The sequence below is a fragment of the Nocardiopsis oceani genome (assembly GCF_054777395.1).
Window position 1 is genome coordinate 73,259 of sequence record NZ_BAAHAR010000008.1, and the last position, 26,926, is coordinate 100,184.

Sequence of the window (26,926 nt, forward strand, 5' to 3'; positions counted from 1 at the left end):
GCCCGCGCATCCCTGTCGGGGCCCCGCACACCAGCCCGTCTAGAGGGAGTGCGCGAGACGGCCGAGCGCGGCGGTCGTGGAGCGGCCGGCGGTGAAGGGCAGTTCCCAGGCTTGGGCGTCGAGCGCGTCCGCGCCTCGGATCTTGGCCTGGGTGTAGCGGTCTCCGGCGGTGAAGGCCAGTGCCGCCGGCGCGAGTGGCCTGAGGAGTTCCGCGTAGGCCGCCCAGTCGGCGACCGGCGGCGGGCCGTCGATGATGAAGGAGCCGGTCACGCAGGCCAGGGCGGCGATGGTCTCGGCCCTCTCCTCGGCGGGGTTGACCGGTCGTCCGGGGCCCTTCCATGAGCGGACGCGTTCGTCGGACTCGATACCCACGACCAGGGGGAGTCCGCGTTCTGCGATGGAACGCAGAAAGCGGACGTGACCGACGTGGAGAACGTCGAAGACACCCGTCACCACGACCGGCCGCTCCAGAGCCTCCGGTCGCTGGAACCAGAGCGCGCTGAGCGGTCTGGTCATCTCGTGTGTCTCGCCTGAGTCCGTCATCTGGCCCCCGTTTCGCCGAACCCGAGGGGCACCCGCACTTGATCGCGCCGACGGGTCCGCCCGAAGGGTCAACGTACCCGCTTGGGACGGGTATTCCGTCTCTTGGGCCCGTGGAACCGAACGTTGTTCACCAGGGCGTGATCCCTTTCACCGAACCGGCGTCCCGTCGCGGCCGTGGCCGGACGAAGCTGCACGAACCGAACTGGAACCACCGCCGCTCGGGGTGAATCACATCACCCAGAAGTCCGTAGGCGCAGTCCGTGCTGGGGAGAGATGCCAGAGATGTCATGGGTGGTCGTCGTCGAAGAAATTCGCGGTGGAGGCATGGTGCGCACCTGCCGGTCAGAGGGCCGCCAAGGAGTGTTTCCGGACCGCGAGAGCGCTCGTGAGGAGCCTCTGCGACTGGCGAGGGACCACACTACGGGCGACTTCTGGCATGAGCGCAGACGCGAGGTCTACAGGGTGTCCGAGAACCACTACGAGGTTCGCGCCCACGGGATGATGAGCCAGTTCCATTTCAGGACTCTGGTCGCCGAGCGGATCTAGCCTCGGCCAGCGCTGAACCGGGAGTGGTGGACCGAGCCGCACGGGGGTTCCGGGGGTCGTCCTCCGGGTGGGATGGCGGAGCGAGCTGGTGTGCGGAGCACACACACCTCGCTCCGAGTGGAGCGGGCGACGAGAATCGAACTCGCATAACCAGCTTGGAAGGCTGGGGTTCTACCATTGAACTACGCCCGCGTGGCGCCGGAGACTTCGAGTTTCCTCTAGACTCGTGGAGCCGACGGAGACAAGAGTACAGTCTCTGGGGCGTTGGTTGCACACCCGATTTCGGGCACGTGTGTCCGCGCCGGGTCACGGGGTGTAGCGCAGCTTGGTTAGCGCGCATGCTTTGGGAGCATGAGGCCGCGGGTTCGAATCCCGCCACCCCGACGAAAGGTTCCGTGGTTGTACGGCTGAGCGCCGTGCGCCATGGCCCCCTGCGTATCTGCCCTAGACTTGGTGCGATCAGCAGGAAACTGTAAGTCCCAGCCCGTCGCAGGGCACCCCATGGAACATGGTCATCACTGGCCGGGGTGCGCGCGTGCATTCGCCGATTGTGTGGTGCGCCTGCGGGCCGACGCGGACACCAGCCGGCAAACCTAGGAGTACCGCCCCGTGAAGACCGATGTCGAGGAGCTCAGCCCGACCCGGGTCAAGCTGACCATCGAGGTGCCCTTCGAGGAGCTCGAGCACGCTTTCGACGTGACCTACAAGTCGCTCGCGAAGCAGGTTCGGATCAAGGGCTTCCGCCCGGGCAAGGCGCCGGCGCGGTTGATCGACCGCTACGTCGGTCGCGGCGCGGTGATCAGCGAAGCTGTCAACCACGCCGTCCCTGAGCTCTACAACGAAGCGATCCAGAAGGAGGAGATCTTCGCGCTCGGCCAGCCCGATGTCGAGGTCTCCAAGCTGGAGGACAACGACGAGCTCGTTTTCACCGCCGAGGTCGACATTCGACCGAAGTTCGAGGTGAAGGACTACAAGGGCATCGAGGTGACCGTCGACAACGCGGCCGTCACCGACGAGCAGGTCGACGAGCAGATCGGCACCCTGCGCGAGCGCTTTTCCACCCTTGTTGGCGCAGACCGCCCCGTGGAGGACGGTGACCACCTGTCCATCGACCTGTCTGCCGCGATCGACGGCGAGAAGCTCGAGGACGTCGCGGTCAGCGGCTACTCCTACGAGGTGGGCACCAACGGCATGCTGGAGGGTCTCGACGAGACCCTGCGCGGCATGGAGTCGGGTGGCGAGGCCACCTTCAAGACCACCCTCGTCGGCGGCGACCACGAGGGCAAGGAAGCCGACGTCACGGTCAACGTGCACTCGGTGAAGGCCAAGGAGCTGCCCGAGCTGGACGACGAGTTCGCCCAGCTCGCCTCGGAGTTCGACACCATCGAAGAGCTGCGTGACGACGTGCGCAAGCGCATGGCCGACGTCCGTCGCATGCAGCAGCTCTCCTCTGCTCGTGACAAGGCTCTGGAGAGCCTGATCGAGTCCGTCGACATCCCGCTGCCCGACGCGGTCGTCGACGAGGAGATCACCCGTCGTCGCCAGAGCCTCGAGCAGCAGCTCGGCCAGAGCGGCCTCACCAAGGAGGCCTACCTCGAGTCGCAGGAGAAAACCGAGGAGGAGTTCGAGGAGGAGCTGAAGACCGGCGCCAACTCCGCCGTGAAGGCCGGGTTCATCCTCGACCAGCTGGCCCTCCAGGAGGACCTGAGCGCCGACCAGGGCGAGCTCAGCCAGTACGTGTTCGAGCAGGCCCAGCGCATGGGTGTGAGCCCGGACCAGCTGGCCCAGCACCTGGTCGAGTCGAACCAGATCCGTGTCGCCTTCACCGAGGTCGTCCGCGGCAAGGCCATGGACCTGGTCCTGGCCGGTGCCAAGGTGACCGATGAGGACGGCAACGTCGTCGAGCAGGAGATCGTCGAGGACTCGGACGAGAACGCAGTGGAGGAGGCCGCCAAGGCCGCCGCCGCTGCGGTCGGGTCCACCGAGGCCGAGTCCGCCGAGAGCGACGGTGCCGACGAGGCGAAGAAGGACGACGAGGACGCCGACAAGGCCGACTCCAAGTAACTCTTCGAGAGCGTTCGAACGGGCCCCGACTGTCCCTCCCAGGGACGGTCGGGGCCCGTTGTGTGTTCGCTGGTGGGCGAAACGGGGTGATCCGGGCTTGCCCCGCACCCTGCGCTCAAAGCGAACAGGGACGGGATCCGGACGAGCCCGTCGCCTGTCGGCGTTAGTGTCGCTGTAGTCGCAACCGTTTCGATTCCGGAGCAGGTGACGAGAGTGCCGCCGACCTTTGATGAGTCCCCGCGTTCCGACGCATACGCGTCCGAGCCGCAGATTTCCCCTTTTATTGAGCAGACGCCTCAGCGCCTGTTGCGCCAGCGAATCGTTTTCCTCGGCCAGCAGGTCGACGATGACATCGCCAACCGACTGGTTGGAGAACTCCTGCTTCTGTCCGCTGAGGACCGCCAGCGAGACATCACCATGTACATCAACTCGCCCGGTGGTTCCGTGACGGCGGGTATGGCGATCTACGACGTCATGCAGTACATCCCCAACGACGTACGCACCGTGGGTATCGGTATGGCCGCGTCCATGGGCCAGATGCTCTTGTGCGCCGGTGCGCCCGGTAAGCGTTACGCGCTGCCGCACACCCGCGTCATGATGCACCAGCCCTCCGGTGGCATCGGGGGTACCGCCTCCGACATCCGGATCCTGGCCGACCAGCTGCTCTACGTGAAGAAGATGTTCATCGCGAAGATCTCCGAGCACACCGGGCAGGCGGTCGAGCAGATCGAGAAGGACGCCGACCGGGACCGTTGGTTCACGGCTCAGGAGTCGCTGGAGTACGGCTTCATCGACGAGGTGCTCGAGGGCACCCTCGATGTCACCAGTAACTGAACGTAGCTCCAGGGCTTGCCTGGCCCAGTCCATGAATCGGCGCAGTGCGTGGAAGGCGTGAAATGACCGAGTTCAACCCCAGTCCTATCGGCGGCGCGGCCTCGATGGCTCCTCAGAGCCGCTACGTCCTGCCGTCCTACGTGGAGCGTACGTCGTACGGCGTCAAGGAGATGAATCCGTACAACAAGCTCTTCGAGGAGCGGATCATCTTCGTCGGCGTCCAGATCGACGACGTTTCGGCCAATGACCTGATGGCCCAGCTCATCACGCTTGAGCAGCTCGACTCCGAGCGGGACATCCAGATGTACATCAACTCGCCGGGCGGGTCTTTCACCTCGCTCATGGCGATCTACGACACCATGCAGTTCGTGCGCCCCGACATCCAGACGGTGTGCATCGGACAGGCCGCCTCGGCCGCCGCGATCCTGTTGGCGGGCGGAACCACGGGCAAGCGTGGTGCCCTGCCCAACGCCCGGATGATGATCCACCAGCCCGCGACCGAGGGAATGCACGGTCAGGCCAGTGACATCGAGATCCAGGCCAACGAGATCACCCGGATCCGTCAGCAGCTGGAGAGCACTCTGGCCAAGCACACGGGCCGTACGGCCGAGCAGGTGTCTCATGACATCGAGCGGGACAAGATCCTCACCGCGGAGGAGGCCGTCGAATACGGTCTCATCGACTTCGTGCTTCCCTACCGCAAGGCTTCCCTGAAGTAGGGTTCCCATAGGCCGACCACCTCTGGCCGGGCGTTTTCGCGGACGCGAAGGCGTTTCCGGGCAGGGGATTCGGCCGCCAGAAGTACCTACCGGACCGGTTTCTGACCCGCCTGGGACAGCCCGGTGGTGAAGCCGGTCCGGTTTTTCGCTTAGTCTGGCGGAGAGCGACACACAGATCGCCCCGTTCGTGGCTGGCCGGTCGTGGACGGGAAGCGGGAGAAACCTCCCGTCCGTCCGGTGCCGAGTACGCCGGGAGCGGGGCGGCCTTAGTTTTGAGGAGTGGCTGGGTGGCACGCATCGGCGACGGCGGGGACCTGCTGAAGTGCTCATTCTGCGGTAAGAGCCAAAAGCAGGTGAAGAAGCTCATCGCGGGCCCCGGCGTGTATATCTGCGATGAGTGCATCGATCTGTGCAACGAGATCATCGAAGAGGAGCTCGCTGACGCCACCGAGCTCACGTGGGACTCCCTCCCCAAGCCCCGGGAGATCTACGAGTTCCTCGACTCCTACGTGATCGGTCAGGAACAGGCCAAGAAGTCCCTCTCCGTGGCCGTGTACAACCACTACAAGCGGGTCCGTTCGGAAGGCGACCGTCCCAGTGACGAGGACGTGGAGATCGCCAAGTCGAACATTCTGCTGCTGGGCCCGACCGGGTCCGGTAAGACCCTGCTGGCGCAGACGCTCGCCAAGATCCTGAACGTCCCGTTCGCCATCGCGGACGCCACGGCGCTCACCGAGGCGGGTTACGTGGGCGAGGACGTCGAGAACATCCTCCTGAAGCTGATCCAGGCCGCTGACTACGACGTCAAGAAGGCCGAGACCGGCATCATCTACATCGACGAGGTCGACAAGGTCGCGCGGAAGAGCGAGAACCCGTCGATCACGCGGGACGTGTCCGGTGAAGGTGTCCAGCAGGCGCTGCTGAAGATACTGGAGGGCACCACGGCGAGCGTCCCCCCGCAGGGCGGCCGCAAGCACCCGCACCAGGAGTTCATCCAGATCGACACCACGAACGTGCTGTTCATCTGCGGTGGCGCCTTCGCCGGGCTGGAGCAGATCATCGAGTCCCGGGCCGGGCAGCAGGGCATGGGCTTCAACGCCGTGCTGCGGCCCAAGAGCGAAGAGGGCGAGACCGCGCTGTTCGGCGAGGTCATGCCGGAGGACTTGCTCAAGTTCGGGATGATCCCGGAGTTCATCGGCCGTCTGCCGGTGATCACCAGCGTGCACAACCTCGACAAGGCCGCGCTGATCCAGATCCTCACCGAACCGCGCAACGCCCTGGTCAAGCAGTACCAGCGGCTGTTCGAACTGGACCACGTGGACCTGGAGTTCAGCCAGGACGCGCTGGAGGCCATCGCTGAGCAGGGCATCATCCGCGGGACCGGCGCCCGTGGTCTGAGGGCCATCATCGAGGAGGTCCTGCTCTCGGTGATGTACGAGGTGCCCAGCCGCGAGGACGTGGCCCAGGTGATCATTACCCGGGAGTCGGTCGAGGAGCACGTGAACCCGACCATCGTGCCGCGTGCCCAGCTGGAGGCGGACGACCGCCAGGAGAAGTCGGCCTGACCCCGCGGCCCGCTCAGCGGGCGCAGGAAGCGACGACGCAGTTCGGGGCGCCCCTTTCACGGGAGGCGCCCCGACGTGCGTGTAGCGGGCCCCTGGGCGCTGCTCAATCGGCCCGGGGTCCGGGACGCTGGAGCCTGAGGGGCCCTAGTCGCCTTCGAGGACGTTCGCCATGCGGGTGATCTCGGTGTTCTGCTCGGCGATGAGGTCGTTGGCCATGCGCAGGACCTCTTGGTCCTTGGCCTCGGCCATGGCCTCCTCCGCCATGGTGACGGCGCCCTCGTGGTGCTCGGTCATCAGTTCCACGAAGAGCTGGTCGAAGTCGTCGCCTTCGGCGTCGGCCAAGCGGTCCAGGCCTTCTTCGGTGACCATGCCCTCCATGTCGTCGTGGTCGACTTCGAGGAGGCACTCGGGGATGTCCTCGTCCTCGGCGTGATGGCTGCCGTCGCCTTCGAGGCCGCAGAAGTTCTGGTGGGCGGGGTTCTCCCTGGCGGGGGCGAAGATGTTCACCTCCAGCCAGCTCTCCATCGCGGAGATCTCGGGGTCCTGCGCGGCGGCGATCCGGTCGGCGATGCGCTCGATTCCGTCGCGCTCGAAGCGGTCCTCGACGAGATCGGTCATCTCCAGGGCCTGGGTGTGGTGTTCGATCATCCTCACGAGGTAGCTGACGTCGGCCTCGTTGTGTCCCTGCTCGTCGGCGAGGGCGGCGATCTGCTCGGAGGTGGCGGGGGAGGCGGACTCTCCGGGGGCCCCGGGGGCGATGACGTTGGCCGATTCCTGCCCGTCCTCATCGCCGCTACAGGCCGAGGCTGCGAACAACACGAGGGCGGTTCCGGCTGCGAGTGCCAGGCGACGCACGAGGACTCCTCCAATGGTGGGGGACAGCGGGCCGGATGCCCGCTGGCTGCCGCTTGGAACACGACATCCTGCCGGTTTTCTACTCACTGCACGGGTGTTTTGTCCAGTGCTGGGCGCGTGTCGGGTCCGCTCCGTCTGGTCCGCGCCCCCTGAACATGCCCTATGGGCGAGTGCGGCGTTTCGTCTGGTCTGCGGCGTGTTCAGCGGATAGAACCCAAAGTAGTCAACTGATTTCTTTGTGTGGTTTTCGGGGGTGGGGCATGGTTTCGGGAACGGGACGAAGACACGGCTTTCGAGGGGCTCTGGCGGGCGCCTCGCTGGTTGTGGGACTCCTCGGGGCTCCGGGGGCCGCGGCCGACGACGGGGTGAGTACGGGCGGGGGAGTGGAGCACCTGGCCAACGTCCCCAAGCCCAGCGCGCTGTCCTCGTCGTTCAACTCGGATCTGGCCTTCACCGGTGACTACGCCATCGGCGGCAACTACGACGGCTTCGTGGTCCACGACATCTCCGACCCGGCCGACCCCGTCGTGGTGGCCACAGTTCTGTGTCCCGGGGGCCAGGGCGATGTGTCGGTCAGCGGGGACCTGCTGTACTTCTCCGTGGACTACCCGCGCGCCAGCGAAGAGTGCGGTGCGCCGAGCGTGCCCACCACCGATCCGGACGGGTTCGAGGGCATCCGCGTCTTCGACATCTCCGACAAGTCCGATCCCGAGTACGTCGCCGCGGTGGATACCGACTGCGGTTCGCACACCAACACCCTCGTGCCGGGGGCGGACGGGGAGAGCGACGTGGTGTACGTGTCCTCGTACTCGCCCGCGGAGAACTTCCCGAACTGCCAGCCGCCGCACGACAAGATCTCGATCATCGAGGTGCCGCACGACGCCCCCGAGGCGGCCGCGGTCGTCAACGAGCCGGTGCTTTTCCCGGACGGCGGTCACAGCACCACCACGGGCTGCCACGACATCACCGCCTACCCGGAGAAGGGGATCGCCGCCGGCGCCTGCCTGGGCGACGGGATCATGATGGACATCTCCGACCCGCTCAACCCCGAGGTGGAGGAACGCGTCCAAGACCCCAACTTCGCGTTCTGGCACTCGGCCACGTTCACCAACGACGCGGCCAACGTGGTCTTCACCGACGAACTCGGCGGCGGAAGCGCGCCCACCTGCAACGAGGAAGTCGGTCCCGAACGGGGGGCCAATGCCGTGTACTCGCTGGACCGTTCCGGGGGCGATTCTGAACTCGAGTTCCGGAGCTACTATAAATTGCCCCGTCATCAGTCCGAAACTGAGAACTGTGTGGCGCACAATGGTTCGCTGATTCCGGTACCGGGTGCCGACTTCTTCGTGCAGGCCTGGTACCAGGGCGGTGTCTCGGTCATCGACCTCACCGACCCGGACGAGCCCGTCGAGGTGGGCTACTTCGACCGCGGGCCCGTCGATCCCGACGAACTGCGCACGGCGGGTTCGTGGTCGGCGTACTACTACAACGGGCACGTCTACTCGTCGGACATCGAGCAGGGCCTGGACGTTCTCGAGCTCACCGACCCCCGGTTCGACGGTGCGGACGAACTGGTCATGGACGAGTTCAACCCGCAGTCACAACCGGCGCTCCCGAGCGGCTAAACCTTGGCTGGTGCGGCGGCGCTTCGTCGCCGCACCGGGTCACTCCGGGCTGAGCCTAGGCACCGTGCGTAGCGGGATCGGGTCAACTGGACACCGTGTTAACAACCATGTTTCTTTTGTTCCCCTCTATACATATTGATGTTGAACTGTGTACGTTCTTTCTGGTTCGCTCCAATAGGAATCAGGAGTACACATGGCGTCATCCCCCGTCCCTCCTAGCTCCCGACGCCCCATGTACCGTCGCGGAATCGTCGGCCTCGCTCTCACCGGCGTCACCGCCTTGACCATGGGCCTTCTCGGCCCCGCCACCGCATCGGCGGACGGGCCCCAGTTCGAGAGCGATGCGGAGACCAGCGACAACGTCACGCATGTGGCCAACGTCCCGAAGACCGAGGCCATGGACGACTTCAACTCGGACCTGGCCTTCACCGGTGACTACGCCATCGGCGGCAACTACAACGGCTTCGTCATCTACGACATCTCCGAGCCGGAATCCCCCGAAATCGTCTCCGAGGTCCTCTGCCCCGGCGGCCAGGGCGATGTGTCGGTCAGCGGGGACCTGCTGTACTTCTCCGTGGACTACCCGCGCGCCGGTGAGGAGTGCGGCGCCCCGGAGACGCCCACCACCGACCCGGACGGGTTCGAGGGCATCCGCGTCTTCGACATCTCGGACATGTCCAAGCCCGAGTACGTCGCCGCGGTGGACACCGACTGCGGTTCGCACACCAACACCCTCGTGCCGGGCAAGGACGGCAAGCACGACTACGTGTACGTGTCCTCGTACTCGCCCTCGGAGGACTTCCCGAACTGCCAGCCGCCGCACGACAAGATCTCCATCGTCGAGATCCCCCTCGACAACCCCTCAGAGGCGGCACTGGTCAGTGAACCGGTCCTGTTCCCCGACGGCGGGAACGACAACACCAGCGGCTGTCACGACATCACCGCCTACCCGGAGATCGACGTCGCCGCGGGCGCCTGCATGGGTGACGGGATCCTGATGGACATCTCCGACCCCGCGGAACCGGTCGTCACCGACGTGGTCCAGGACGAGAACTTCGCGTTCTGGCACTCGGCGACCTTCACCAACAACGCCGACACGGTGATCTTCACCGACGAACTCGGCGGCGGTGGCGGCGCCATCTGCACCGACGAGTACGAGTACGAGCAGGGCGCCAACGCGATCTACACCATCGGCGGCACGGACGAGGACCCCGAGCTCGACTTCGAGAGCTACTACAAGATCCCGCGCGATCAGGCCGACACCGAGAACTGCGTCGCGCACAACGGGTCCCTGATCCCCGTCCCCGGCCAGGACTTCTTCGTGCAGGCCTGGTACCAGGGCGGCGTCTCGGTCATCGACTTCAACGACCCGCAGGACCCGCACGAGATCGGCTACTTCGACCGCGGACCGATCGACGAGGACGAGCTGGTCCTCGGCGGATCCTGGTCGGCGTACTACTACAACGGCTACGTCTACTCGTCCGACATCACCCGCGGCCTGGACGTGATCCGGCTCGACGACCCGCGTCTGCGGTCGGCGGAGCACGTGACCTACGACGAGTTCAACCCGCAATCCCAGCCGAGTTACCGGCCGGGACGCTGACGCGCGCCACGTATCCCTCCCGGTGGCTCCTCCTGGGGAGTCAGGGCAAACGGGAGTGACAGGGGCCGCGGTCCTCCGGCCGCGGCCCCGACGCGTTCCGCGCCTCGCCCCGATCGTCCGACCTCCAGACCTCCCACCCCTGTCCTGACCCCCAACCCCCGCCCCCACTGTGTGAACCATTCAGGAGAAACCATGCCCGCAGCTCCCCCGGAACGGGCCAGTGGCGGCCTGCGCGGCGCGACCACCATCGCGCTGACCGCAGCCGCCACACTGTTCGCCGGGCTCCTTGGTCCGGCTACGGCACACGCCGACACGCCACCCTCTGACAGCATCACCAGCGACAACGTCGAGCACATCGCCAACGTCCCCAAGCCGGACGCGGTGAGCGGTACCAACTCGGACCTGGCGTTCAGCGGCGACTACGTCATCGGCGGCAACTACGACGGGTTCGTCATCTACGACGCCTCGGATCCGGCCGACCCGCAGATCGTCTCCGAGGTGCTGTGCCCGGGCGCTCAGGGTGACGTCTCGGTCAGCGGTGACCTGCTGTACGTCGCGGTGGACTCCCCGCGCGCCACCGACGAGTGCGGTGCCCCCGAGGTGCCGGTGACCGACCCGGACGGTTTCGAGGGCGTCCGCGTCTTCGACATCTCGGACAAGGCCAACCCCGAGTACGTCTCGGCGGTGCGCACCGACTGCGGTTCGCACACCCTCACCCTTGTGCCCAGCAAGGACGGCGAGAGTGAGCTGATCTACGTCTCGTCCTACGCGCCCTCCGAAGATTTCCCGAACTGCCAGCCGCCGCACGACAAGATCTCGATCATCGACGTGCCGCTGGACGATCCCGCAGAGGCGAAGGTCGTCAACGAACCGGTGCTGTTCCCGGACGGCGGCAACCACGACCAGGACAACCTGCTGCGTCCCACTGAGGGCTGCCACGACATCACCGCCTACCCGGAGAAGGACCTCGCCGCGGGCGCCTGCATGGGTGACGGCATCATCATGGACATCTCGGACCCGGTCGAGCCGGTCGTCACCGAGGTCATCCAGGACGAGAACTTCGCGTTCTGGCACTCGGCGACCTTCACCAACGACGCCGAGACGGTGCTGTTCACCGACGAGCTCGGTGGCGGCGGTGCCGCCACGTGCACCGAGGAGATCGGGCCCAAGCACGGCGCCAACGCGATCTACACCCTGGACGAGACCGACGACGGGCACAGCCTGGAGTTCGCGAGCTACTACAAGCTCGAGCGGCACCAGGGAGACGAGCAGGTCTGCGTCGCGCACAACGGGTCCCTGATCCCCGTTCCCGGCAAGAACTACTTCGTGCAGGCCTGGTACCAGGGCGGCGTGTCGATCCTCGACTTCAACGACCCGACCAACCCGCACGAGATCGGCTACTTCGACCCCGACGACCGGATCGACCCGGACATCGAGAACGGTAGCTCCTGGTCGGCCTACTACTACAACGGCCACGTCTACTCCTCGGACATGGTCCGCGGCCTGGACGTCCTGGAGCTCACCGATCCCCGTCTGCGCCCCGCTGAGCGCGTCGACTTCGACGAGTTCAACCCGCAGACCCAACCCAGTTACCGCCCTGACAGGTAGGCGCGGCGCCTAGAAACGGCCGAACCTGAGGGGTCGGCGGACACGGTCCGCCGGCCCCTCCCGCCTGGCCGGTCTCCTCCCGCCCGGCCGGGCCCATGATTAATGTCATGGGTTGACCCCTGCGGAACACAGGCCGAAGCGGTGACTCGTGCGCATGTACCCGGCGGCGCCGTTCCCCGAAGCTGGAAGCATGTTCACGACGACATGTCAACGCCCGACCGGCGGTACCGAAGGCGCCGGACCCCCGCCCGACGGCTCCGTGGTCCGGGTCCGCGACCTGGAGTGCGCCTACGGCGACTTCCGAGCGGTACGGGGGGTCTCCCTCGACATCGCACCCGGCGAGCTCTTCGCGCTCCTGGGCACCAACGGTGCCGGGAAGACCACCACGATCGAAGCACTCGAGGGCTTCCAGCGCCCCTCCGGCGGATCGGTCCGGGTCTTCGGCCTGGACCCGAGGAAGGGCCGGAAAGCCCTGCGCGGCCGGGTCAACGCGGTCCTCCAGGAGAGCGGGACGTTCAGCGACCTCACCGTCGCCGAGACCGTCGAACTCACCCGCCGCACCCACACGAGGCCGCGCGGCCTGGAAGAGGTGCTGGGCCGGGTCGACCTCGAGGACCGGGCGGGGGTGCGGGTCCGCCAGCTCTCCGGCGGTCAGAAACGCCGCCTGGACCTGGCCCTGGCCATCGTCACCCGGCCCGAGGTCCTGCTGTTGGACGAGCCCACGACCGGCATGGACCCCGAGGCCCGGCGCTCCACCTGGAACCTCATCACCGACCTGGTCGCGGAGGGCACCGCGATCCTGCTCACCACCCACTACCTGGAAGAGGCCGAGCGCCTCGCGGACCGGTTGGCCCTGATGCACCGGGGCCGGATCGAGGTGGAGGGCCGCCTGGGCGAGGTGCTGTCGGGCTGGGGCGACCGCATCACCTTCCGAATCCCCTCCGACGCCGCAGCCGACACCCTGCCCGCGCTGCCGGGCAGCGAACTCGGCGTGGTCGACACCGGCGGACGCTGTTCCGTCACCTACACGGTTATTGAAGGGGACCCGGTCCACCGCGCCCACGCGGCGATGGCCGCCCTGACGGAGTGGGCCGGCCGGGAACGCGTCGGCCTGGAGGAACTGGCCCTGCACCGGGCCTCGCTGGAGGACGTCTTCCTCAGCGTCGCCGACGGACACGAGATCCCCACGGCCGGAGGCGTCACCCGATGAGTACCGACACCGCCACCACCCGGGTCCCCGACGTCCGCGACCACCGGCCGGTGGGGCTGATCCGCCAGACCTACGAGTACTCCCGCGCCGAGATGACCCTGTTCTGGCGCTACCGCACCGCGCTCTACTTCGCCCTGTTCCCGATGGGCCTGGCCCTGCTCGGACTCGTCCAGGAGGGCACGGACATCGTGCCGGGAGTGGACATGGGCGCCCACTACACCGCGGGGGCCCTCATGATGACCCCGCTGTTCCTGTCGATCATGCACGTGAGCAACCTCGTCACGGCCCGCCGTGAACAACTGGTGCTCAAGCGCCTGCTGGTCTCGGGCACACCTCCGGCAGTGATGTTCGGCGCGATCATCGTCTCCGTGCTCGTGGTGACACTGGTGATCTCCGTGGCCGTCGGCGCGGTCCTGTTCCACCACTTCGACGTCACACCCGCCGACCCCTTGCTGATCGTCCTGTCGATCCTGCTGGTGACCGTGGCCGTCTCCCTGTTCGCGATCGCCTTCACCAGGTTGTGCCGCAACGCGGAGAGCGCACAGATGCTCTGCGTCGTGCCCCTCATGCTGTTCTACGGACTGAGCGGCCTCATGCTGCCGTTGGCCGCCATGCCCGACCGGGTCGCGGAGATCTCCCGCCTCCTGCCGGCCGCCCCGGGGGTCGAGATCGTCACCAGCGCCTACTTCGGCCGCGACTTCCTCGGCGGTGCCGACGGGACCCAAGCCCTCACCGGAATGGACCTGTGGGTCGCCGCCCTCCCCGGATTCGCGGTCATCGTGGTCTGGATCGTTCTGTCCGCCTACCTGACCCGCTTCCTCCGCTGGGACCCGAGGGAGGGCAAGTGACCGAGGGGTGGCACATCGCGGACCAGCGCCTGCGCCGAGAGCGCTGGGTGGTCGTGTGCACCCTGCTCGGGATGGCCCTGCCGATCCCCGGCGTCGTGGCGCTCCAGTGGTACTTGAGCGATCACCCCGGCCCGGTCGAGCTGTTCCTCGCGGGCGTGTTGGCCACGGCGGCCGCGGCGCTCGCCCTGTGGATGGTGTTGCGCCGCGCCCTGGCCCCGCGCGAGCACGCCCGCCCCCCGGGCCGGAGCGCTTCGGGGCAGGGCCCTCCACGGCGTCCGGGACCGGGGGCACCGGCCCGGAGGGAACGCTCTCCCGCCCTCTTCCTGGCCTCGTTCGCGGCCCTGGTCACCGCGGTCTGGATCCTGTTGCCTGAGGGGGCGACGGTCGTCGTGCCCGCCGTGTGGTGGGGGATGGTGGCGCTGGTCGTCCCGCGCTGGTGGAGCGCTCTCTCAGGGGTGGTACTGCTTGCCCTGCCCTGGGTGTACGATCTGCTGACCGGCGGGGCCTCCCATTCCCCGCTGTGGACACTCCTGCTCCTGGCCCTGGGGTGGGCGCTCCTGGCCGGAAACTGGATGAATCTGCGGCTGTGGGAGCTGAGCCGCGAGGTCGTCGCCGGGCAGCGGGCCCGTTCCCGGCTGGCGGCCAGTGAGGAACGGGTGCGCATCGCCCGGGACATCCACGACCTGCTCGGCCACAGCCTCTCCGGTATCGCCGTGCGCAGTGAGCTGGCCGCCCGCCTCACCGAGGTGGACACCGCCCGCGCCGCGGCGGAGATGCGCGCCGTCCAGGACGAGGCCCGCGGCGCCCTGCGTGAGGTGCGTTCGACGGTCAGCGGCTACCGCGACGCCGACCTCACCGACGAGCTGGAAGGCGCCCGGGAGGTCCTGGCCGCCACGGGTGTGCGCCTCACCGTGACCGGCCGGGTGGAGGAAGTACCCGACCACCTGCGGAGCACAGCCGCCTGGGTGGTCCGGGAAGGGGTGACCAACATCGTCCGGCACAGTGCCGCCCGCCGCTGCGAGATTCTTCTCGAACAGGACGGGGCCGCGTTGACCCTCCGGATCCGCAACGACGGGGTGGGCACGGATCCGGGCCACGTGAACGGGGGGAGCGGGATCCTCGGCCTGACCCAGCGCGTGACCGCCACTGGGGGGACCCTGGCCGCGGGCCACGCGGAGGAAGGCCGTTTCGAGCTGCGTGCCGTGCTGCCGACGCGCGTCGCAACCCTCCAGGACGGCCACGAGAGCGACGAGGAGGGGCCGTGATCCGGATCGTGCTGGCCGACGACGCGCACCTGGTGCGCGGGGCGATCGCCGCGCTCCTGAACCTCGAACCGGACCTGGAGGTCGTGGGGGAGACGGGCCGCGGCAACGAGGTCGCCGGGCTCGTCACCGAGCTGCGGCCCGACGTCGCCGTGCTGGACATCGACATGCCCGGTGCCACCGGTCTGGACGCCGCCGACCATCTCGCGGTCTCGGCGCCCGAGTGCGCCCTGGTGGTGCTGACCAGCTTCGGCCGACCCGGTTACCTGCGCCGCGCCGTGGCCGCGGGGGTCCGCGGCTTCCTGCACAAGGACGCCCCGGTGGGCGAGCTGGCCGAGGCGGTCCGCGCCGTACACGCCGGGGAGCAGAGGATCGACCCCGAACTGGCCACCGCCGCGATGACCGCCGGGGTCAGCCCCCTGACCGCTCGTGAGGCCGAGATCCTCCGGGCCCTGGCCTCGGGCGGCAGCGTGACCGAGGTGGCAGGGAAGCTGGGTATCGCCGAGGGCACAGTCCGCAACCACGTTTCGACAGCTATGGGGAAGACGGGCACGGAGAACCGCATCGGCGCCGTGCGCGCCGCCCAGGAGATGGGCTGGCTGTGAGCCCCGTGGAGCAGTGGAAGTCACCGGAGCACAGCAGTGCCTGCACCGAGGGAAAGGCGACGGCACGGGGTGGGGCGGCGCCCGGCCCCGGCCCCGGACGGAGTCCGGTCCTCAGTCGAAGAGCTCTTCGGGCCGATCGACCTTCGCCGCCGCGGGGACCCACTGCTCAAGGATCTCCAGGTCGGTGCAGGACTCGATCCGTTCACGGACCGCTGGGGTGACGGTCAGCCCGCGTGCCTCCAGGAACGAGATGACGTTCTTGGCGGCCTCGAGCGCCCGGCCCTCCTCGCGGCCCTCCTCGCGGCCGATACCGACATACTTGCGGGCGAAGTCGCTCTGCCACTCGTAGGTTGCCACGCTCATCAAGCCCTCCAACTCCTTTCGGGCGGCCTCGTTCAGGCCGGCGAGCACGTAGTCATAATAGAACGTGCGGTTCTCCGCCTCCGTGGAATTCAGTGCCTCCACGACCATTTTCAGCGCTTCAGGGTCGCGGTCGCCGTGTGCCCGTGCGGACAGCAGGGCCAGTTCCGGGAGATCCTGGGCCTGTTGCTCGTCAGCGATCTTCGGTACCTTGCTCGGCCCGATCGCCAGCGGCACCAGGTCGAACCCCGGGTGTCCGGTCCGGAGCGGCTCGGAGCACCAGCGCGCCATGGCATCGGTCGGGCACAGGACCAGCAGCATCGCCGGACACTTCAGGCGGACATGGAGGGTGACGAGGTAGGCCGGCCAACTACGCCGTTTGTCATAATCGCGGCCGTTCTGCCGCTCGACCACCACCGCCATGACGTTGTCGGATCCGTTGCGCAGGAGCACGGCACCGTCGCTGTTGAACTCCTTCGGATCGCAGTTGGTCAGTACCGAACTGGTGTTGAGCGCCTCCGTGTGGTGGGGGACCTCGAAACCGAGGGTTTCCAGCAGCGCCGGGGCCAAGGCGGGCTGGTTCTGCACCAGCCGCAGGGGGATCTCGTGTTCTCGTGTGGGCATGACGGCTTCCTGGAATCCGGGCATGGTCGAATGCACGCGCAGTTGTGGTGCGTTTACTGCGAGAAGCAACTCGGAGCCAGCATGCCGTGCTGTGTGTTGGGAAGCCGGACGTTTCGAGAGATCAACGAATTCGGGTGTGGCGGGAACCGGGGTCAGCGGGCGTCGAAGAGTCGGTCCGTGGGGGCGTCCAGGACCTCGGTCATGCGGCCGGTGAAGTACACGGTCCCGAGCGCCAGCACGCGGTCGCCGAGGGCGGCGATGGTGTCCGGTGTGAGCTTCTCGGCGTCGGCCCGGTTCCAGTGCCCGGGTAGGTCGTGGGCGAAGCGCAGGTGGGCCTCGGGCAGGCGTACAGCGGTGACTGGAGTTTCCCCCAGGGCGGCAACGGCGCCGGAGACGTCCTTGTGGTCGGGCAGGCACAGCAGCACGTGGTCCACCCCGCCCCAGAGGGTGCGCGCGTGGGCCAGGGCGGCGGTCACGCCCACGCGGTCGATGGCCGAGTCCACGAGTACGCGGGCGGTCGCGCTGCCGGGCACGGGGTGCTCGGACAGGCGGGCGGGCAGGTTCAGGGTCGCCAGGACCCGGTGCAGGCGTTCCGGGGCGGCCGCCGGTCGCCCCAGAAACTCCAGCATCCGCTCCGCGGCCGCTGTTCCCAGAACCCCTGAGGCGGCGGACAGCCCGGCGGGGCGCAGCCCCACCGGTGGTTCCGTTCCGTCCGTAGCCGGGTCCGCGACCTCCGGAGCCACTCGGCTCTCGGTCACCTCGGCCAGGGTCCGCGCCACCTGCGCAGCCACGTCCGCGGTCTGCGGCAGGCTCACCAGCGCCCGGGTCCGTTCACCGGCCACGCGCACCTTCTCACGCGCGATCTCGGTCACGGTGTCGCCGAGGATCCCGACATGTTCGGCGAAGACCGAACCGAGGGCCACCACCTCGGGGCCGATCAGCCGGAGTTCGTCGCGGTGGCCGCCCATTCCCGCTTCGAGAACGCACACGTCCGCGCCCACGGCACGGGCGTGCAGGAGGCCAGCGACCAGGAAGAGGCCGCTCGGTGCCAGGTACCCCCCGGTTTCCCCGACGGGCGGCAGCGCCAGGCGGGCCCGCTCGATCTCCTCACCTAGGGCATGGAGTTCCGCGTCGGTCACGGACGCGCCGTCCACCCGCACCCGCTCCCGGTACCCGCGGAAGCTCGGACCCGTCACCAGGACCGTCCTCAGTCCGGCTGCGGAAAGAGCCGCGGCGGCGTATGTGGCGGTGCTGCCCTTCCCCTTGGAACCCACCACGCCCAGAACCGGGGTGCGGGGGGCGCCCAAGTCCAGGGCCGACAGCAGGGCGGCCGCCCGGCCCAGGCTTCGGGTCTGTCCGAGACGACGGCTCGCCCACTCGGTGAAATAGGGGTCAACGCTAGGCATGCCTTCAGTATGGTCCCGGTGATATCGGGCTCAGCACGCCCGACCCGGAGACCGTTCCCAGGTGGGGACGCGTACACTGGCGCGGGTGTACACCCCGACCATCGAGACGCCGTGAGTGGCGCGGGCGCCGAAGGGCGCTACGCCGAGGTCACTGCGGAGATCCTCTCCCGCGCACCCGAGTCCGAAATCGACCCTCACCTGGACCGTGTCCGCACCGTCCTGGACCTGTTGGGTGACCCGCAGCGCAACTTCCGGGTCATCCACGTCACCGGGACCAACGGCAAGACGTCCACCGCGCGCATGATCGACGCGCTCATGCGCGCCCGGGGCCTGCGCGTGGGCCGCTACACCAGTCCCCACCTGAGGACGGTGCGCGAGCGTATCGTCGTCGACGGCGAACCGATCTCCCAGCAGGAGTTCGTCGAGGCCTACGACGACATCCGGCCCTTCCTCGAGATGGCCGACGCGATGCACGACGTGCAGCTGTCGTTCTTCGAGATCCTCACCGTCATGGCCTACGCCGCCTTCGCCGACTCCCCCGTGGACGTCGCCGTGGTGGAGGTCGGTTTGGGCGGCAGCTGGGACGCGACCAACGTCATCGACGGGGACGTCGCGGTCGTCACACCGATCGGCATCGACCACACCGAGTACCTGCCCGACACCCTCGACGGCATCGCCGAGGAGAAGGCGGGCATCATCAAACCCGACTCCGTCACGGTCATGGCACAGCAGCCGGTGCCCGCCGCGGAGGCGCTGCTCCGGCACGCCGCCGAGGTCGGGTCCACCGTGGCCCGGGAGGGACTGGAGTTCGGGGTGACCTCCCGTGAGGTGGCCGTCGGCGGTCAGCAGATCGCCGTGAAGGGCCTCACCGGGAGCTACGACAACCTCTTCCTGCCCCTGTTCGGCGAACACCAGGCCAGCAACGCCGCTGTCGCGATCGCCGCCGTGGAGGCGTTCTCCGCTGTGGAGGACGCCGTCGGACTCGACCCCGAGATCGTGGGCGAAGCCCTGATGGGGCTGGAGTCACCCGGGCGTATGGAGGTCGTTCGCACCAGCCCGACCGTCATCGCCGACGCCGCACACAACCCGGCCGGGATGATCGCCACCGTCGGCGCCGTGGAGGAGGCCTTCTCTTTCTCGCGGCTGATCGGCGTGGTCGCGGTCATGGCCGAAAAGGACGTTGAGGGGATTCTGGATCCCCTCGAACCACTGCTCGACGAGATCGTCGTCACCCGCAACTCCTCGCCGCGTTCCCTCGACGCGGCGCAGCTCTCCACCGCGGCCCAACAGATCTTCGGTGAGGACCGCGTGCACGTGGCTGCCAGGCTCGACGACGCGATCGACCAGGCCGTGGGCTTGGCCGAGAGCGGCGGCGAGTTCGGCGGTGTCGGTGTGCTGGTCACCGGATCGGTCGTCACCGCGGGTGACGCCGTGCACCTGTTGCGCGGGTCCGGCGAGTAGCGGGCGACCCACCACGAAGGGAAACTGCCGTGCGCACAGTCTGTGCCGTCGTCCTCGCGTTCGAGGTCATCGTGATCGGCCTGGCGATCCCCATCGCCATCAACCTGGAAGGCGCCGACCCCGCCGTCGCCGGAGGACTCTGGGGCGGGATGGCCGTGGCCGCGCTGGTGCTCGCCGGGCTCCAGAAGCACACCTGGGCGCACTATGCTGCCTGGGCCCTGCAAGCCGGGCTCCTGTTCAGCTCCTTCACGGTCACCGGTATGCCGCTGGTCGCCATCGTGTTCGTCTCTCTGTGGGTCACCGGTGTGATCATGGGGCGCAAGGTCGACGAGGCCCAGGCGGCGCATGCCGCGCACGCGGAGGCGGCCGAGCGGGCCGAGGCGGCTGAGGGGGCCGAGGGCTCCGAAGGCGCTGAGGGGCCCGAAGGTTCCCAGGAGTCCGAGGGGACAGGGGAGGGCTCCACCGCTGATGACGAGGTGGCCACCGCGTCCCAGCGTCAAACGCGATAGTCTGACGCACATCCGGGCAGGCGGGCGGCCGGATCCGCGGATCGCGGACCAACCCCTCAGCTCGCCGTCGGACCCCGGACACACATCCGTACACCTCACGCGTGCGGTCGCCACCGCGGGCGCAGGCCCGTGCGCGCCACGAGTGGGGTCCCCAGTGAGGAGTTGAAACGCACGTGGAGCGCACTCTCGTTCTCATCAAGCCCGACGGTGTCCGCCGCAACATCGTCGGTGAGGTCATCTCGCGCATCGAGCGCAAGGGCCTGAGCCTGGTCGCGATGGAGCTGCGCACGCTCGACGCCGACACCGCCAAGACGCACTACGAGGAGCACGCTTCGCGTCCGTTCTTCGACTCGCTGGTGGAGTTCATCACCGGCGGCCCACTGGTCGCGATGGTGGTCGAGGGCGAGCGTGCCATCGAGGCCTTCCGTGCCTTGGCCGGTGCGACCGACCCGGTCACCGCCACCCCGGGCACGATCCGAGGCGACTTCGCTCTGGAGGTCCAGCAGAACATCGTGCACGGTTCGGACTCCACCTACTCCGCCGAGCGCGAGATCAAGCTCTTCTTCCCCGACCTGTAAGGGGATTCGGACTCAGAGTCCAACGTCGGTGTCCCGGGACGACCGCCCCGGGACACTTCTCTTTTCTCGCCTTTCGTCCGGTGACGAGGCAACAATTCGGTGTGTTTGCGTAACCAGCTAAGTGCTGACCGTTACGATGCGGGGGACTGGACACCTAACGTGCTGGCGCGACTACCTATGGTCGTTCCGTGCTTCCACGCCCGACACGGCGCCTCTGAGGACGTTACATGCCGAACAACCTTGCATTTCTCGGCCGGGACATGGCCGTAGACCTTGGTACCGCCAACACACTCGTCTACGTACGTGGGCGCGGCATCGTCCTCAACGAGCCGTCGGTGGTCGCGCTCAACACCTCGAGCGGCAAGATCGTGGCCGTCGGTATCGAGGCCAAGCAGATGATCGGCCGCACGCCGAGCAACATCACCGCCATCCGCCCCCTCAAGGACGGCGTCATCGCCGACTTCGAAGTCACCGAGCGCATGCTCAGGTACTTCATCCAGAAGATCCACCGTCGGCGCCACTTCGCCAAACCCCGCATCATCGTCGCTGTCCCGAGCGGCATCACCTCGGTCGAGCACCGCGCGGTCAAGGAAGCGGGTTACCAGGCCGGTGCGCGCCGCGTGTACATCATCGAGGAACCCATGGCCGCCGCCATCGGCGCCGGGCTCCCCGTTCACGAACCCACCGGCAACATGGTCGTCGACATCGGCGGCGGCACGACCGAGGTCGCCGTCATCTCCATGGGCGGCATCGTCACCTCCCAGTCGATCCGCGTGGGCGGTGACGAACTCGACCAGGCCATCATGACCTTCGTCAAGAAGGAGTACTCCCTGATGATCGGGGAGCGCACCGCCGAGGAACTCAAGGTGGCGGTCGGCTCCGCCTACCCCACCGGCTCCGAGGAACTGCACGCGGAGGTACGCGGCCGCGACCTCATCAGCGGGCTGCCCAAGACGATCGTCATGTCCGAGTCCGACGTGCGCCAGGCCATCGAGGAGCCGGTCACCGCCATCATCGACGCGGTCCGGACCAGCCTCGACAAGTGCCCGCCCGAACTGTCCGGCGACATCATGGACCGGGGAGTGGCCGTCACCGGCGGCGGCGCCATGCTGCGCGGCCTCGACGACCGGCTCCTCCACGAGACCGGGATGCCCATCCACCTCGCCGACAACGCTCTCGATTCGGTCGCCGTCGGCTCCGGCACCTGCGTCGAGAACTACGAGCGGCTCCACCAGGTCCTCGTCCCGGAACGGCGGCGCTGACATGTTCCGCGACTCCTCGCGGTCCCGGCTGTTCCTCGCGGTCCTCGTCGCGGCAGCCGTGGCCCTGCTCGTTCTGGACGCCCGTCCAGGCAATGACCCGGTGACCTCACTCGCCCGAGGCGGCGGCGAGCTGGTGTTCGCACCCGCAGCCGCGGGTGTCGGCTACGTCGGCGGGCCCGTGGCCGAGGTCTACGCAGGGGTGAGCCAGGGACCCGAAGCCGCTGACCGCATCGCCGAGCTGGAGGCCGCCAACGCCGAGCTCGAGTCCGAGGTGCAGGCAGCCCAGATCGACGACGGCCGCGCCGACCAGCTCGACGAACTCCTGCACCTGTCCGGGATCGGCGGATACGAGGTCGTCACCGCCCAGGCCGTCACCCGCACCACGGCCCGCGGATACGCGCACACGGCCACCTTGGACGCGGGAACCTCCTCCGGGATCCAGCCGGACATGACCGTGGTCAGCGGATCCGGCCTGGTCGGCAAGATCGTCGAGGCCGGCCCCCGCACCGCCACGGTCCAGCTCGCCACCGACGTCAACTCCTCGGTCGGCGCCCGCCTGGAGGAGACCCGCAAGATCGGCGCCGTCACCGGTGGCAGCGTCCCGAACGGTCCCGAGGCCGACCTGACCCTCGAGCTCTTCGACATGGAGGCACCCATCGAGGAAGGGGACCGTGTGGTCACGCTCGGCTCCCACGAAGGGGCGCCCTTCGTGCCAGGCGTGCCCATCGGGACCGTCGACGAAGTACAGGTCGCGCCCGGTGCGCTGAGCCGGATCGCCCGTATCACACCGGCCGTGGACTTCGCGGCCATGGACGTGGTGGGGGTGGTCGTCGACGGGCCGTCCGAGGACCCGCGGGATTCCGTGCTTCCGCCCAAACCCGACCCCGAGGGGGACCAATGAGGGCCGTCGCGACCCTGATCATGGTGACCGTCGCGGTGCTCGCCCAAACCACGGTCATCCACCGGTTGCCCTTCGAGTGGGGGCCGGGGCCCGACCTGGTGATCGCGGCGGTCGTCGCGGTCGCCCTGACCACCAGCCCCGCGGCGGCAGCCGGATGCGGGTTCGCGGCGGGGATGGCCATGGACGTACTGCCGCCGGCCGAACACCCGATGGGCCGCTACGCCCTCGTGCTGTGCCTGGCTGCCTACGTTCTCGCGCTCTTGCGGGCCAACACCGGCTTCGGCGGGGCGACCGGGGCCGGTGCGTCGGGCTGGGCCGCCTGCGGCATCGTCCCGGTCGTGTCCGTTGCCGTGGGTTTGGGATACGCCTTCCTCGGCCTCGTGATGGGCGACGCGCACATCACCCTCGGCTCGGTCGCCGTCAACACCGGTATCGGCGCGCTGCTGACCATGGCGGTCGCACCCCTGGTCACCCTGCCGGTCCTCTGGGTGCGCGCCAAACTCACCGAAAGCGACTTCGCCACGATCCAAGGACCGACCTACTCGGGCGGGTGGTGACCCGGTGCGCAAGCCTCCCGTAGATCCCACGCTTCCGGGGCGCAGATTCGGCCGGTTCGGCCTGCTCCTCGCCCAGTTCCTGGTCCTGGTCCTGTTCGCGGTCCTGGTCGGCCGCCTCTGGTACCTCCAGGTGCCGATGGCCGACCACTACCGTGAACTCGCGGTCTCCAACCACCACCAGGAGCTCGTCGTCCCCGCCACTCGAGGGCAGATCCTCGACTCGAGCGGGCGCTCGGTGGTGAGCAACAAGACCGAGCTGCTGGTGTCGGCTGACTACCATGAACTCCAGGGAATGCCGGACGGCGGCGAGGAGGTCCTCACCGGTCTCGCCGAGGTGCTCGACGTACCCTTGGAGGAACTCCAGCAGCGCATGCGCCTGTGCGGTCCCGAGGTCGAGCGGCCCTGCTGGCCGGGTTCGCCCTACCAGCCCGTCACCCTCGCTGAGGACGTCGACGGGCCCGTCGCGCTCCAGATCATGGAACGCGCCGACGACTTCCCAGGTATCACCGCCCAGGCCCAGGCCGTGCGCGAGTACCCCTATGGGGAGCACGCCGGACAGATGCTCGGCTACCTGCAGCCGGTCACCCAGGAGGAGCTGGAGGCGCGTGAGGAGCTGCGCACCCACTTCACCGGGATCGACCAGGTGGGCCGGGACGGACTCGAAGCCATCTACGACAAGGAGCTGCGCGGCACCGCCGGGCTGCGGACCCTCGGCGTGAACAACCACGGCGAGATCATGGACGTCGTCTCCGAGCGTGCACCCGAGGCGGGCAGGCACTTGGTCACCCACATGGACATGAACGTCCAGAAGGTCGCTGAGGAAGCCCTCGCCAGGGGTATGGCCGGCGCCCGGCCCGAGTACCAGGCCGACTCCGGGGCGGCCGTCGTCCTGGACGTCACCAACGGCGGGGTCGTGGCCATGGCGAGTGTGCCCACCTACGACCCCACCATCTGGGACGGCGGGATCGACCAAGAGACCTTCGACGCCATGCTCAGCGAGGAAGCGGGGGAGCCCCTGCTCTCCCGCGCGGTTCAGGGCACGTATCCGCCCGGCTCCACGTTCAAGGTGTCGTCGATGTCCGCCGCGGTCGAGAACGGGTACGAGCTACGCAGCACCTACGCCTGCCCGGGTTCGGTCAGCCTGGCCGGGCAGAGCTACGACAACTACGCGGGCGCCGGGCAGGGCACTATCACCCTGCGCCAGGCCATCATCGCCTCGTGCAACACCGTCTTCTACAACTTCGGCTACCAGATGTGGCAGGAGGACGGAGGGCTCCACCCCGACGGCGAACCCGACGAGGCGATGGCCAACATGGCCCGCGGCTACGGTTTCGGTTCGCCCACCGGTGTGGACCTGCCCTACGAGACCGGTGGCCGCATCCCGGACCGCGAGTGGAAGCAGACCTTCTGGGAGGAGACCCGGGAGGTCAACTGCGAGCGGGCCGAGAACGGTTACCCGGACGTCGCCGAGACCGACCCGTCCCGGGCCGCCTACCTCAAACAGCTCGCGCACGAGCACTGCGTGGAGGGCTTCGAGTGGCGGGCCAGCGAGGCCATCAACTTCTCGATCGGTCAGGGCGACGTCCTGGTGAGCCCGCTGCAGTTGGCCAGCGCCTACTCGGCCATCGCCAACGGCGGCACGCTGTACGAGCCCCGAGTGGCCAAGGCGATGGTCGCGGCCGACGGTTCCGAGGTGGAGGAGATCGAACCGACGGTCAAGCAGGAACTGCCCGTCAGCGACGAGACCATCTCCTACCTCCAGGACGCACTGGCCGAGGTGACCGAGTCCGGTACCGGTGGCGGCGCCTTCGCCGACTTCCCACAGGACGAGGTGTCCGTCGCAGGGAAGACGGGCAGCGCCGACGTGGAGGGGCGCGAGGTCTCGTCCTGGTTCGCCTCCTACGCCCCGGCCGAGGACCCGCAGTACGCCATCGCCGTCCTGGTCTCCCAGGGAGGCACCGGCGGGGAGACCGCCGCTCCCATCGCGAAGGAGATCTTCGAGGGCATCTACGGGTTCTCGTCCTCCGGCGACATCGAGGACGTCGCGGACGGCGAGCCCCTGCTGCCCGGAGGCGAACCGCACGGCGAACTGCCGATCGTCCGCTCGGACGGTTCCATCGAGATGCTGGAGCCCTGATTGATCACGAACATGGGTGGGCCGCCCCAGCGGCAGCGCGACTTCCGGAAGACCCTGGCCTCGGCCGCTGGGGGAGCTCGCGGCCTGGACTGGATCCTGGTCTGCTCCGTCCTGGCTCTGGGAATGATCGGTTCGGTGCTCGTCTGGTCGGCGACACTGCCGGGGGACGGCAGCGACCCCTTGAACACCGTCGACCAGTTGGTCCGCCACCTCGCGCACCTCGGCGTGGCCCTGGTCGCCTGCCTGATCGTGGCGGGCACGGACTACCGTACGGTCCGCGCCTACGCGCCCATCGTCTACGTGTTCACGGTGATCGCCCTGCTGCTGGTGCTCACCCCGCTCGGAGCGGTGATCAACGGATCCCGCGGGTGGATCGTGGTCGCGGGTTTCCAGTTCCAGCCCAGTGAGCTCGCCAAGGTCGGCCTGGTCCTGGTCCTGGCCACGCTGCTCGGTGAACCCCGGGACGGCGAGACCCGGCCGATGACCCGGGATGTGCTCTTCTGCCTGCTCGCCCTGGTCATCCCGCTCGCGCTGGTGGTGCTCCAACCCGACCTGGGTACCAGTCTCGTCCTCGTCGCCATCTTCCTCGGCATGCTCCCCTTGTCCGGGGCACCCATCGTCTGGGTGGGCAGCATGCTCGCCGCCGGGGCGGCCACGGTGTTCGCGGTGCTGTGGTTCGACCTGCTGGAGCCTTACCAGATGCAGCGGATCGCCACCCTGATGGATCCGGCCGCCGATCCCCAGGGCGCGGGTTACAACTCCGCCCAGGCACTGATCGCCGTGGGGTCCGGCGGTTTCGACGGCACCGGGCTCTTCCAGGGAGAACAGACCCATGGGCGGTTCGTGCCCGAGCAGCACACCGACTTCATCTTCACCGTCGCCGGGGAGGAACTCGGGTTCGTCGGTGCCGCGGCGATCATCGTCCTGTTCGCCGTGGTCCTCTGGCGGATTCTGCGCATTGCCAAGGGCTGCGACCTTCCGTACCCGCGACTGCTGTGCCTGGGCGTGGCCAGCTGGTTCGGGTTCCAGGCCTTCGTCAACATCGGGATGGGCCTGGGCCTGCTGCCGGTGACCGGTATCCCCCTGCCGCTCGTGTCCTACGGAGGCACCGCGATCCTGGCGAACATGCTCGCCCTCGGCTTGGTCCTGGGCGTCAACTCCAGGGATCGGGGATTCGAGTACTGACCGGGCCTGTCGGGGCTGTGGACAACCGGTCCGGGAGGCACCCCCGCCGGTACTCTGGT

At 68.1% G+C, this 26,926-nt stretch carries 24 protein-coding genes and 2 tRNA genes; 21 read left to right on the forward strand and 5 right to left on the reverse strand.

The features are described 5' to 3' along the window. Nucleotides 1-39: 39 nt before the first annotated feature. A complete protein-coding gene (locus ACYVDG_RS06075; RefSeq protein ID WP_460747351.1) occupies nucleotides 40-543 on the reverse strand; it encodes an adenylyltransferase/cytidyltransferase family protein in 504 nt (167 codons plus the stop codon). Nucleotides 544-825: 282 nt separating this feature from the next. On the opposite strand from ACYVDG_RS06075, the gene ACYVDG_RS06080 reads away from it, so the two are divergent. After that, complete coding sequence (locus ACYVDG_RS06080) at nucleotides 826-1,089, forward strand: hypothetical protein (RefSeq protein WP_460747423.1); 264 nt, start codon at nucleotides 826-828, stop codon at nucleotides 1,087-1,089. Nucleotides 1,090-1,207: 118 nt separating this feature from the next. Here the strand turns inward: ACYVDG_RS06080 and ACYVDG_RS06085 are convergent. Next, nucleotides 1,208-1,281: transfer RNA gene (locus ACYVDG_RS06085), tRNA-Gly, on the reverse strand. 117 nt (nucleotides 1,282-1,398) lie between these two features. Here ACYVDG_RS06085 and ACYVDG_RS06090 point away from each other — a divergent pair. The 5 genes from ACYVDG_RS06090 (at nucleotide 1,399) to clpX (ending at nucleotide 6,271) form a co-directional block, all read left to right on the forward strand. Further along, a tRNA-Pro gene (locus ACYVDG_RS06090) sits at nucleotides 1,399-1,473 on the forward strand. 225 nt (nucleotides 1,474-1,698) lie between these two features. Then, nucleotides 1,699-3,153 (forward strand): trigger factor, encoded by a 1,455-nt coding sequence (tig, locus tag ACYVDG_RS06095; RefSeq protein ID WP_460747352.1) that lies wholly within the window; start codon nucleotides 1,699-1,701, stop codon nucleotides 3,151-3,153. A 270-nt stretch (nucleotides 3,154-3,423) separates the two neighbouring features. Further along, nucleotides 3,424-3,987 (forward strand): ClpP family protease, encoded by a 564-nt coding sequence (locus ACYVDG_RS06100; RefSeq protein ID WP_460747424.1) that lies wholly within the window; start codon nucleotides 3,424-3,426, stop codon nucleotides 3,985-3,987. Nucleotides 3,988-4,049: 62 nt separating this feature from the next. Beyond that, nucleotides 4,050-4,706 (forward strand): ATP-dependent Clp protease proteolytic subunit, encoded by a 657-nt coding sequence (locus ACYVDG_RS06105; protein WP_460747353.1) that lies wholly within the window; start codon nucleotides 4,050-4,052, stop codon nucleotides 4,704-4,706. Nucleotides 4,707-4,993: 287 nt separating this feature from the next. Beyond that, the gene (clpX, locus tag ACYVDG_RS06110; protein WP_460747354.1) at nucleotides 4,994-6,271 is read left to right on the forward strand and encodes an ATP-dependent Clp protease ATP-binding subunit ClpX; all 1,278 of its coding nucleotides are present in this window, start codon (nucleotides 4,994-4,996) and stop codon (nucleotides 6,269-6,271) included. Nucleotides 6,272-6,415: 144 nt separating this feature from the next. Here the strand turns inward: clpX and ACYVDG_RS06115 are convergent, their stop codons facing one another. Beyond that, on the reverse strand, nucleotides 6,416-7,126 hold the full coding sequence (locus tag ACYVDG_RS06115; RefSeq protein ID WP_460747355.1) for a DUF305 domain-containing protein: 711 nt from the start codon (nucleotides 7,124-7,126) through the stop codon (nucleotides 6,416-6,418). 260 nt (nucleotides 7,127-7,386) lie between these two features. Here ACYVDG_RS06115 and ACYVDG_RS06120 point away from each other — a divergent pair, with 260 nt between their 5' ends. The 7 genes from ACYVDG_RS06120 (at nucleotide 7,387) to ACYVDG_RS06150 (ending at nucleotide 15,887) form a co-directional block, all read left to right on the forward strand. Further along, complete coding sequence (locus ACYVDG_RS06120; protein ID WP_460747356.1) at nucleotides 7,387-8,751, forward strand: LVIVD repeat-containing protein; 1,365 nt, start codon at nucleotides 7,387-7,389, stop codon at nucleotides 8,749-8,751. 193 nt (nucleotides 8,752-8,944) lie between these two features. Next, nucleotides 8,945-10,354 carry an LVIVD repeat-containing protein gene (locus ACYVDG_RS06125; RefSeq protein WP_460747357.1) on the forward strand — a complete coding sequence of 470 codons (1,410 nt, stop codon included), beginning with the start codon at nucleotides 8,945-8,947 and terminating at the stop codon, nucleotides 10,352-10,354. Between the two features lie 192 nt (nucleotides 10,355-10,546). Further along, nucleotides 10,547-11,962 carry an LVIVD repeat-containing protein gene (locus tag ACYVDG_RS06130; protein WP_460747358.1) on the forward strand — a complete coding sequence of 472 codons (1,416 nt, stop codon included), beginning with the start codon at nucleotides 10,547-10,549 and terminating at the stop codon, nucleotides 11,960-11,962. Nucleotides 11,963-12,152: 190 nt separating this feature from the next. Further along, on the forward strand, nucleotides 12,153-13,172 hold the full coding sequence (locus ACYVDG_RS06135) for an ABC transporter ATP-binding protein (protein WP_460747359.1): 1,020 nt from the start codon (nucleotides 12,153-12,155) through the stop codon (nucleotides 13,170-13,172). Continuing rightward, nucleotides 13,169-14,020 carry an ABC transporter permease gene (locus tag ACYVDG_RS06140; RefSeq protein ID WP_460747360.1) on the forward strand — a complete coding sequence of 284 codons (852 nt, stop codon included), beginning with the start codon at nucleotides 13,169-13,171 and terminating at the stop codon, nucleotides 14,018-14,020. The genes ACYVDG_RS06135 and ACYVDG_RS06140 overlap by 4 nt, the downstream gene beginning before the upstream one ends. Beyond that, nucleotides 14,017-15,285, forward strand: coding sequence for a sensor histidine kinase (locus tag ACYVDG_RS06145; protein ID WP_460747362.1), 1,269 nt, complete (start codon nucleotides 14,017-14,019; stop codon nucleotides 15,283-15,285). Before ACYVDG_RS06140 ends, ACYVDG_RS06145 begins: the two co-directional genes overlap by 4 nt. Next, on the forward strand, nucleotides 15,282-15,887 hold the full coding sequence (locus tag ACYVDG_RS06150) for a response regulator (RefSeq protein WP_460747363.1): 606 nt from the start codon (nucleotides 15,282-15,284) through the stop codon (nucleotides 15,885-15,887). Before ACYVDG_RS06145 ends, ACYVDG_RS06150 begins: the two co-directional genes overlap by 4 nt. A gap of 111 nt (nucleotides 15,888-15,998) precedes the next feature. Here the strand turns inward: ACYVDG_RS06150 and ACYVDG_RS06155 are convergent, their stop codons facing one another. Both ACYVDG_RS06155 and ACYVDG_RS06160 read right to left on the reverse strand, forming a co-directional pair. Beyond that, on the reverse strand, nucleotides 15,999-16,871 hold the full coding sequence (locus tag ACYVDG_RS06155; protein ID WP_460747364.1) for a hypothetical protein: 873 nt from the start codon (nucleotides 16,869-16,871) through the stop codon (nucleotides 15,999-16,001). Between the two features lie 152 nt (nucleotides 16,872-17,023). Beyond that, nucleotides 17,024-18,277: a hypothetical protein gene (locus ACYVDG_RS06160; protein ID WP_460747365.1), complete on the reverse strand. Its 1,254-nt coding sequence runs from the start codon at nucleotides 18,275-18,277 to the stop codon at nucleotides 17,024-17,026. A gap of 111 nt (nucleotides 18,278-18,388) precedes the next feature. Here ACYVDG_RS06160 and ACYVDG_RS06165 point away from each other — a divergent pair, with 111 nt between their 5' ends. The 8 genes from ACYVDG_RS06165 (at nucleotide 18,389) to rodA (ending at nucleotide 26,867) form a co-directional block, all read left to right on the forward strand. Continuing rightward, nucleotides 18,389-19,738 (forward strand): bifunctional folylpolyglutamate synthase/dihydrofolate synthase, encoded by a 1,350-nt coding sequence (locus tag ACYVDG_RS06165; RefSeq protein WP_460747366.1) that lies wholly within the window; start codon nucleotides 18,389-18,391, stop codon nucleotides 19,736-19,738. A 29-nt stretch (nucleotides 19,739-19,767) separates the two neighbouring features. Beyond that, nucleotides 19,768-20,247 carry a DUF4233 domain-containing protein gene (locus ACYVDG_RS06170; protein ID WP_460747367.1) on the forward strand — a complete coding sequence of 160 codons (480 nt, stop codon included), beginning with the start codon at nucleotides 19,768-19,770 and terminating at the stop codon, nucleotides 20,245-20,247. Nucleotides 20,248-20,420: 173 nt separating this feature from the next. Next, on the forward strand, nucleotides 20,421-20,825 hold the full coding sequence (ndk, locus tag ACYVDG_RS06175; RefSeq protein ID WP_460747368.1) for a nucleoside-diphosphate kinase: 405 nt from the start codon (nucleotides 20,421-20,423) through the stop codon (nucleotides 20,823-20,825). Nucleotides 20,826-21,052: 227 nt separating this feature from the next. Continuing rightward, nucleotides 21,053-22,087, forward strand: coding sequence for a rod shape-determining protein (locus tag ACYVDG_RS06180; protein WP_460747369.1), 1,035 nt, complete (start codon nucleotides 21,053-21,055; stop codon nucleotides 22,085-22,087). Nucleotide 22,088: 1 nt separating this feature from the next. Further along, complete coding sequence (gene mreC / locus ACYVDG_RS06185) at nucleotides 22,089-22,988, forward strand: rod shape-determining protein MreC (protein ID WP_460747370.1); 900 nt, start codon at nucleotides 22,089-22,091, stop codon at nucleotides 22,986-22,988. Next, the gene (gene mreD, locus ACYVDG_RS06190) at nucleotides 22,985-23,545 is read left to right on the forward strand and encodes a rod shape-determining protein MreD (RefSeq protein WP_460747371.1); all 561 of its coding nucleotides are present in this window, start codon (nucleotides 22,985-22,987) and stop codon (nucleotides 23,543-23,545) included. Before mreC ends, mreD begins: the two co-directional genes overlap by 4 nt. A 4-nt stretch (nucleotides 23,546-23,549) precedes the next feature. Then, nucleotides 23,550-25,682 (forward strand): penicillin-binding protein 2, encoded by a 2,133-nt coding sequence (gene mrdA, locus ACYVDG_RS06195; RefSeq protein ID WP_460747372.1) that lies wholly within the window; start codon nucleotides 23,550-23,552, stop codon nucleotides 25,680-25,682. Beyond that, complete coding sequence (gene rodA, locus ACYVDG_RS06200; protein WP_460747373.1) at nucleotides 25,683-26,867, forward strand: rod shape-determining protein RodA; 1,185 nt, start codon at nucleotides 25,683-25,685, stop codon at nucleotides 26,865-26,867. Nucleotides 26,868-26,926 lie beyond the last annotated feature (59 nt).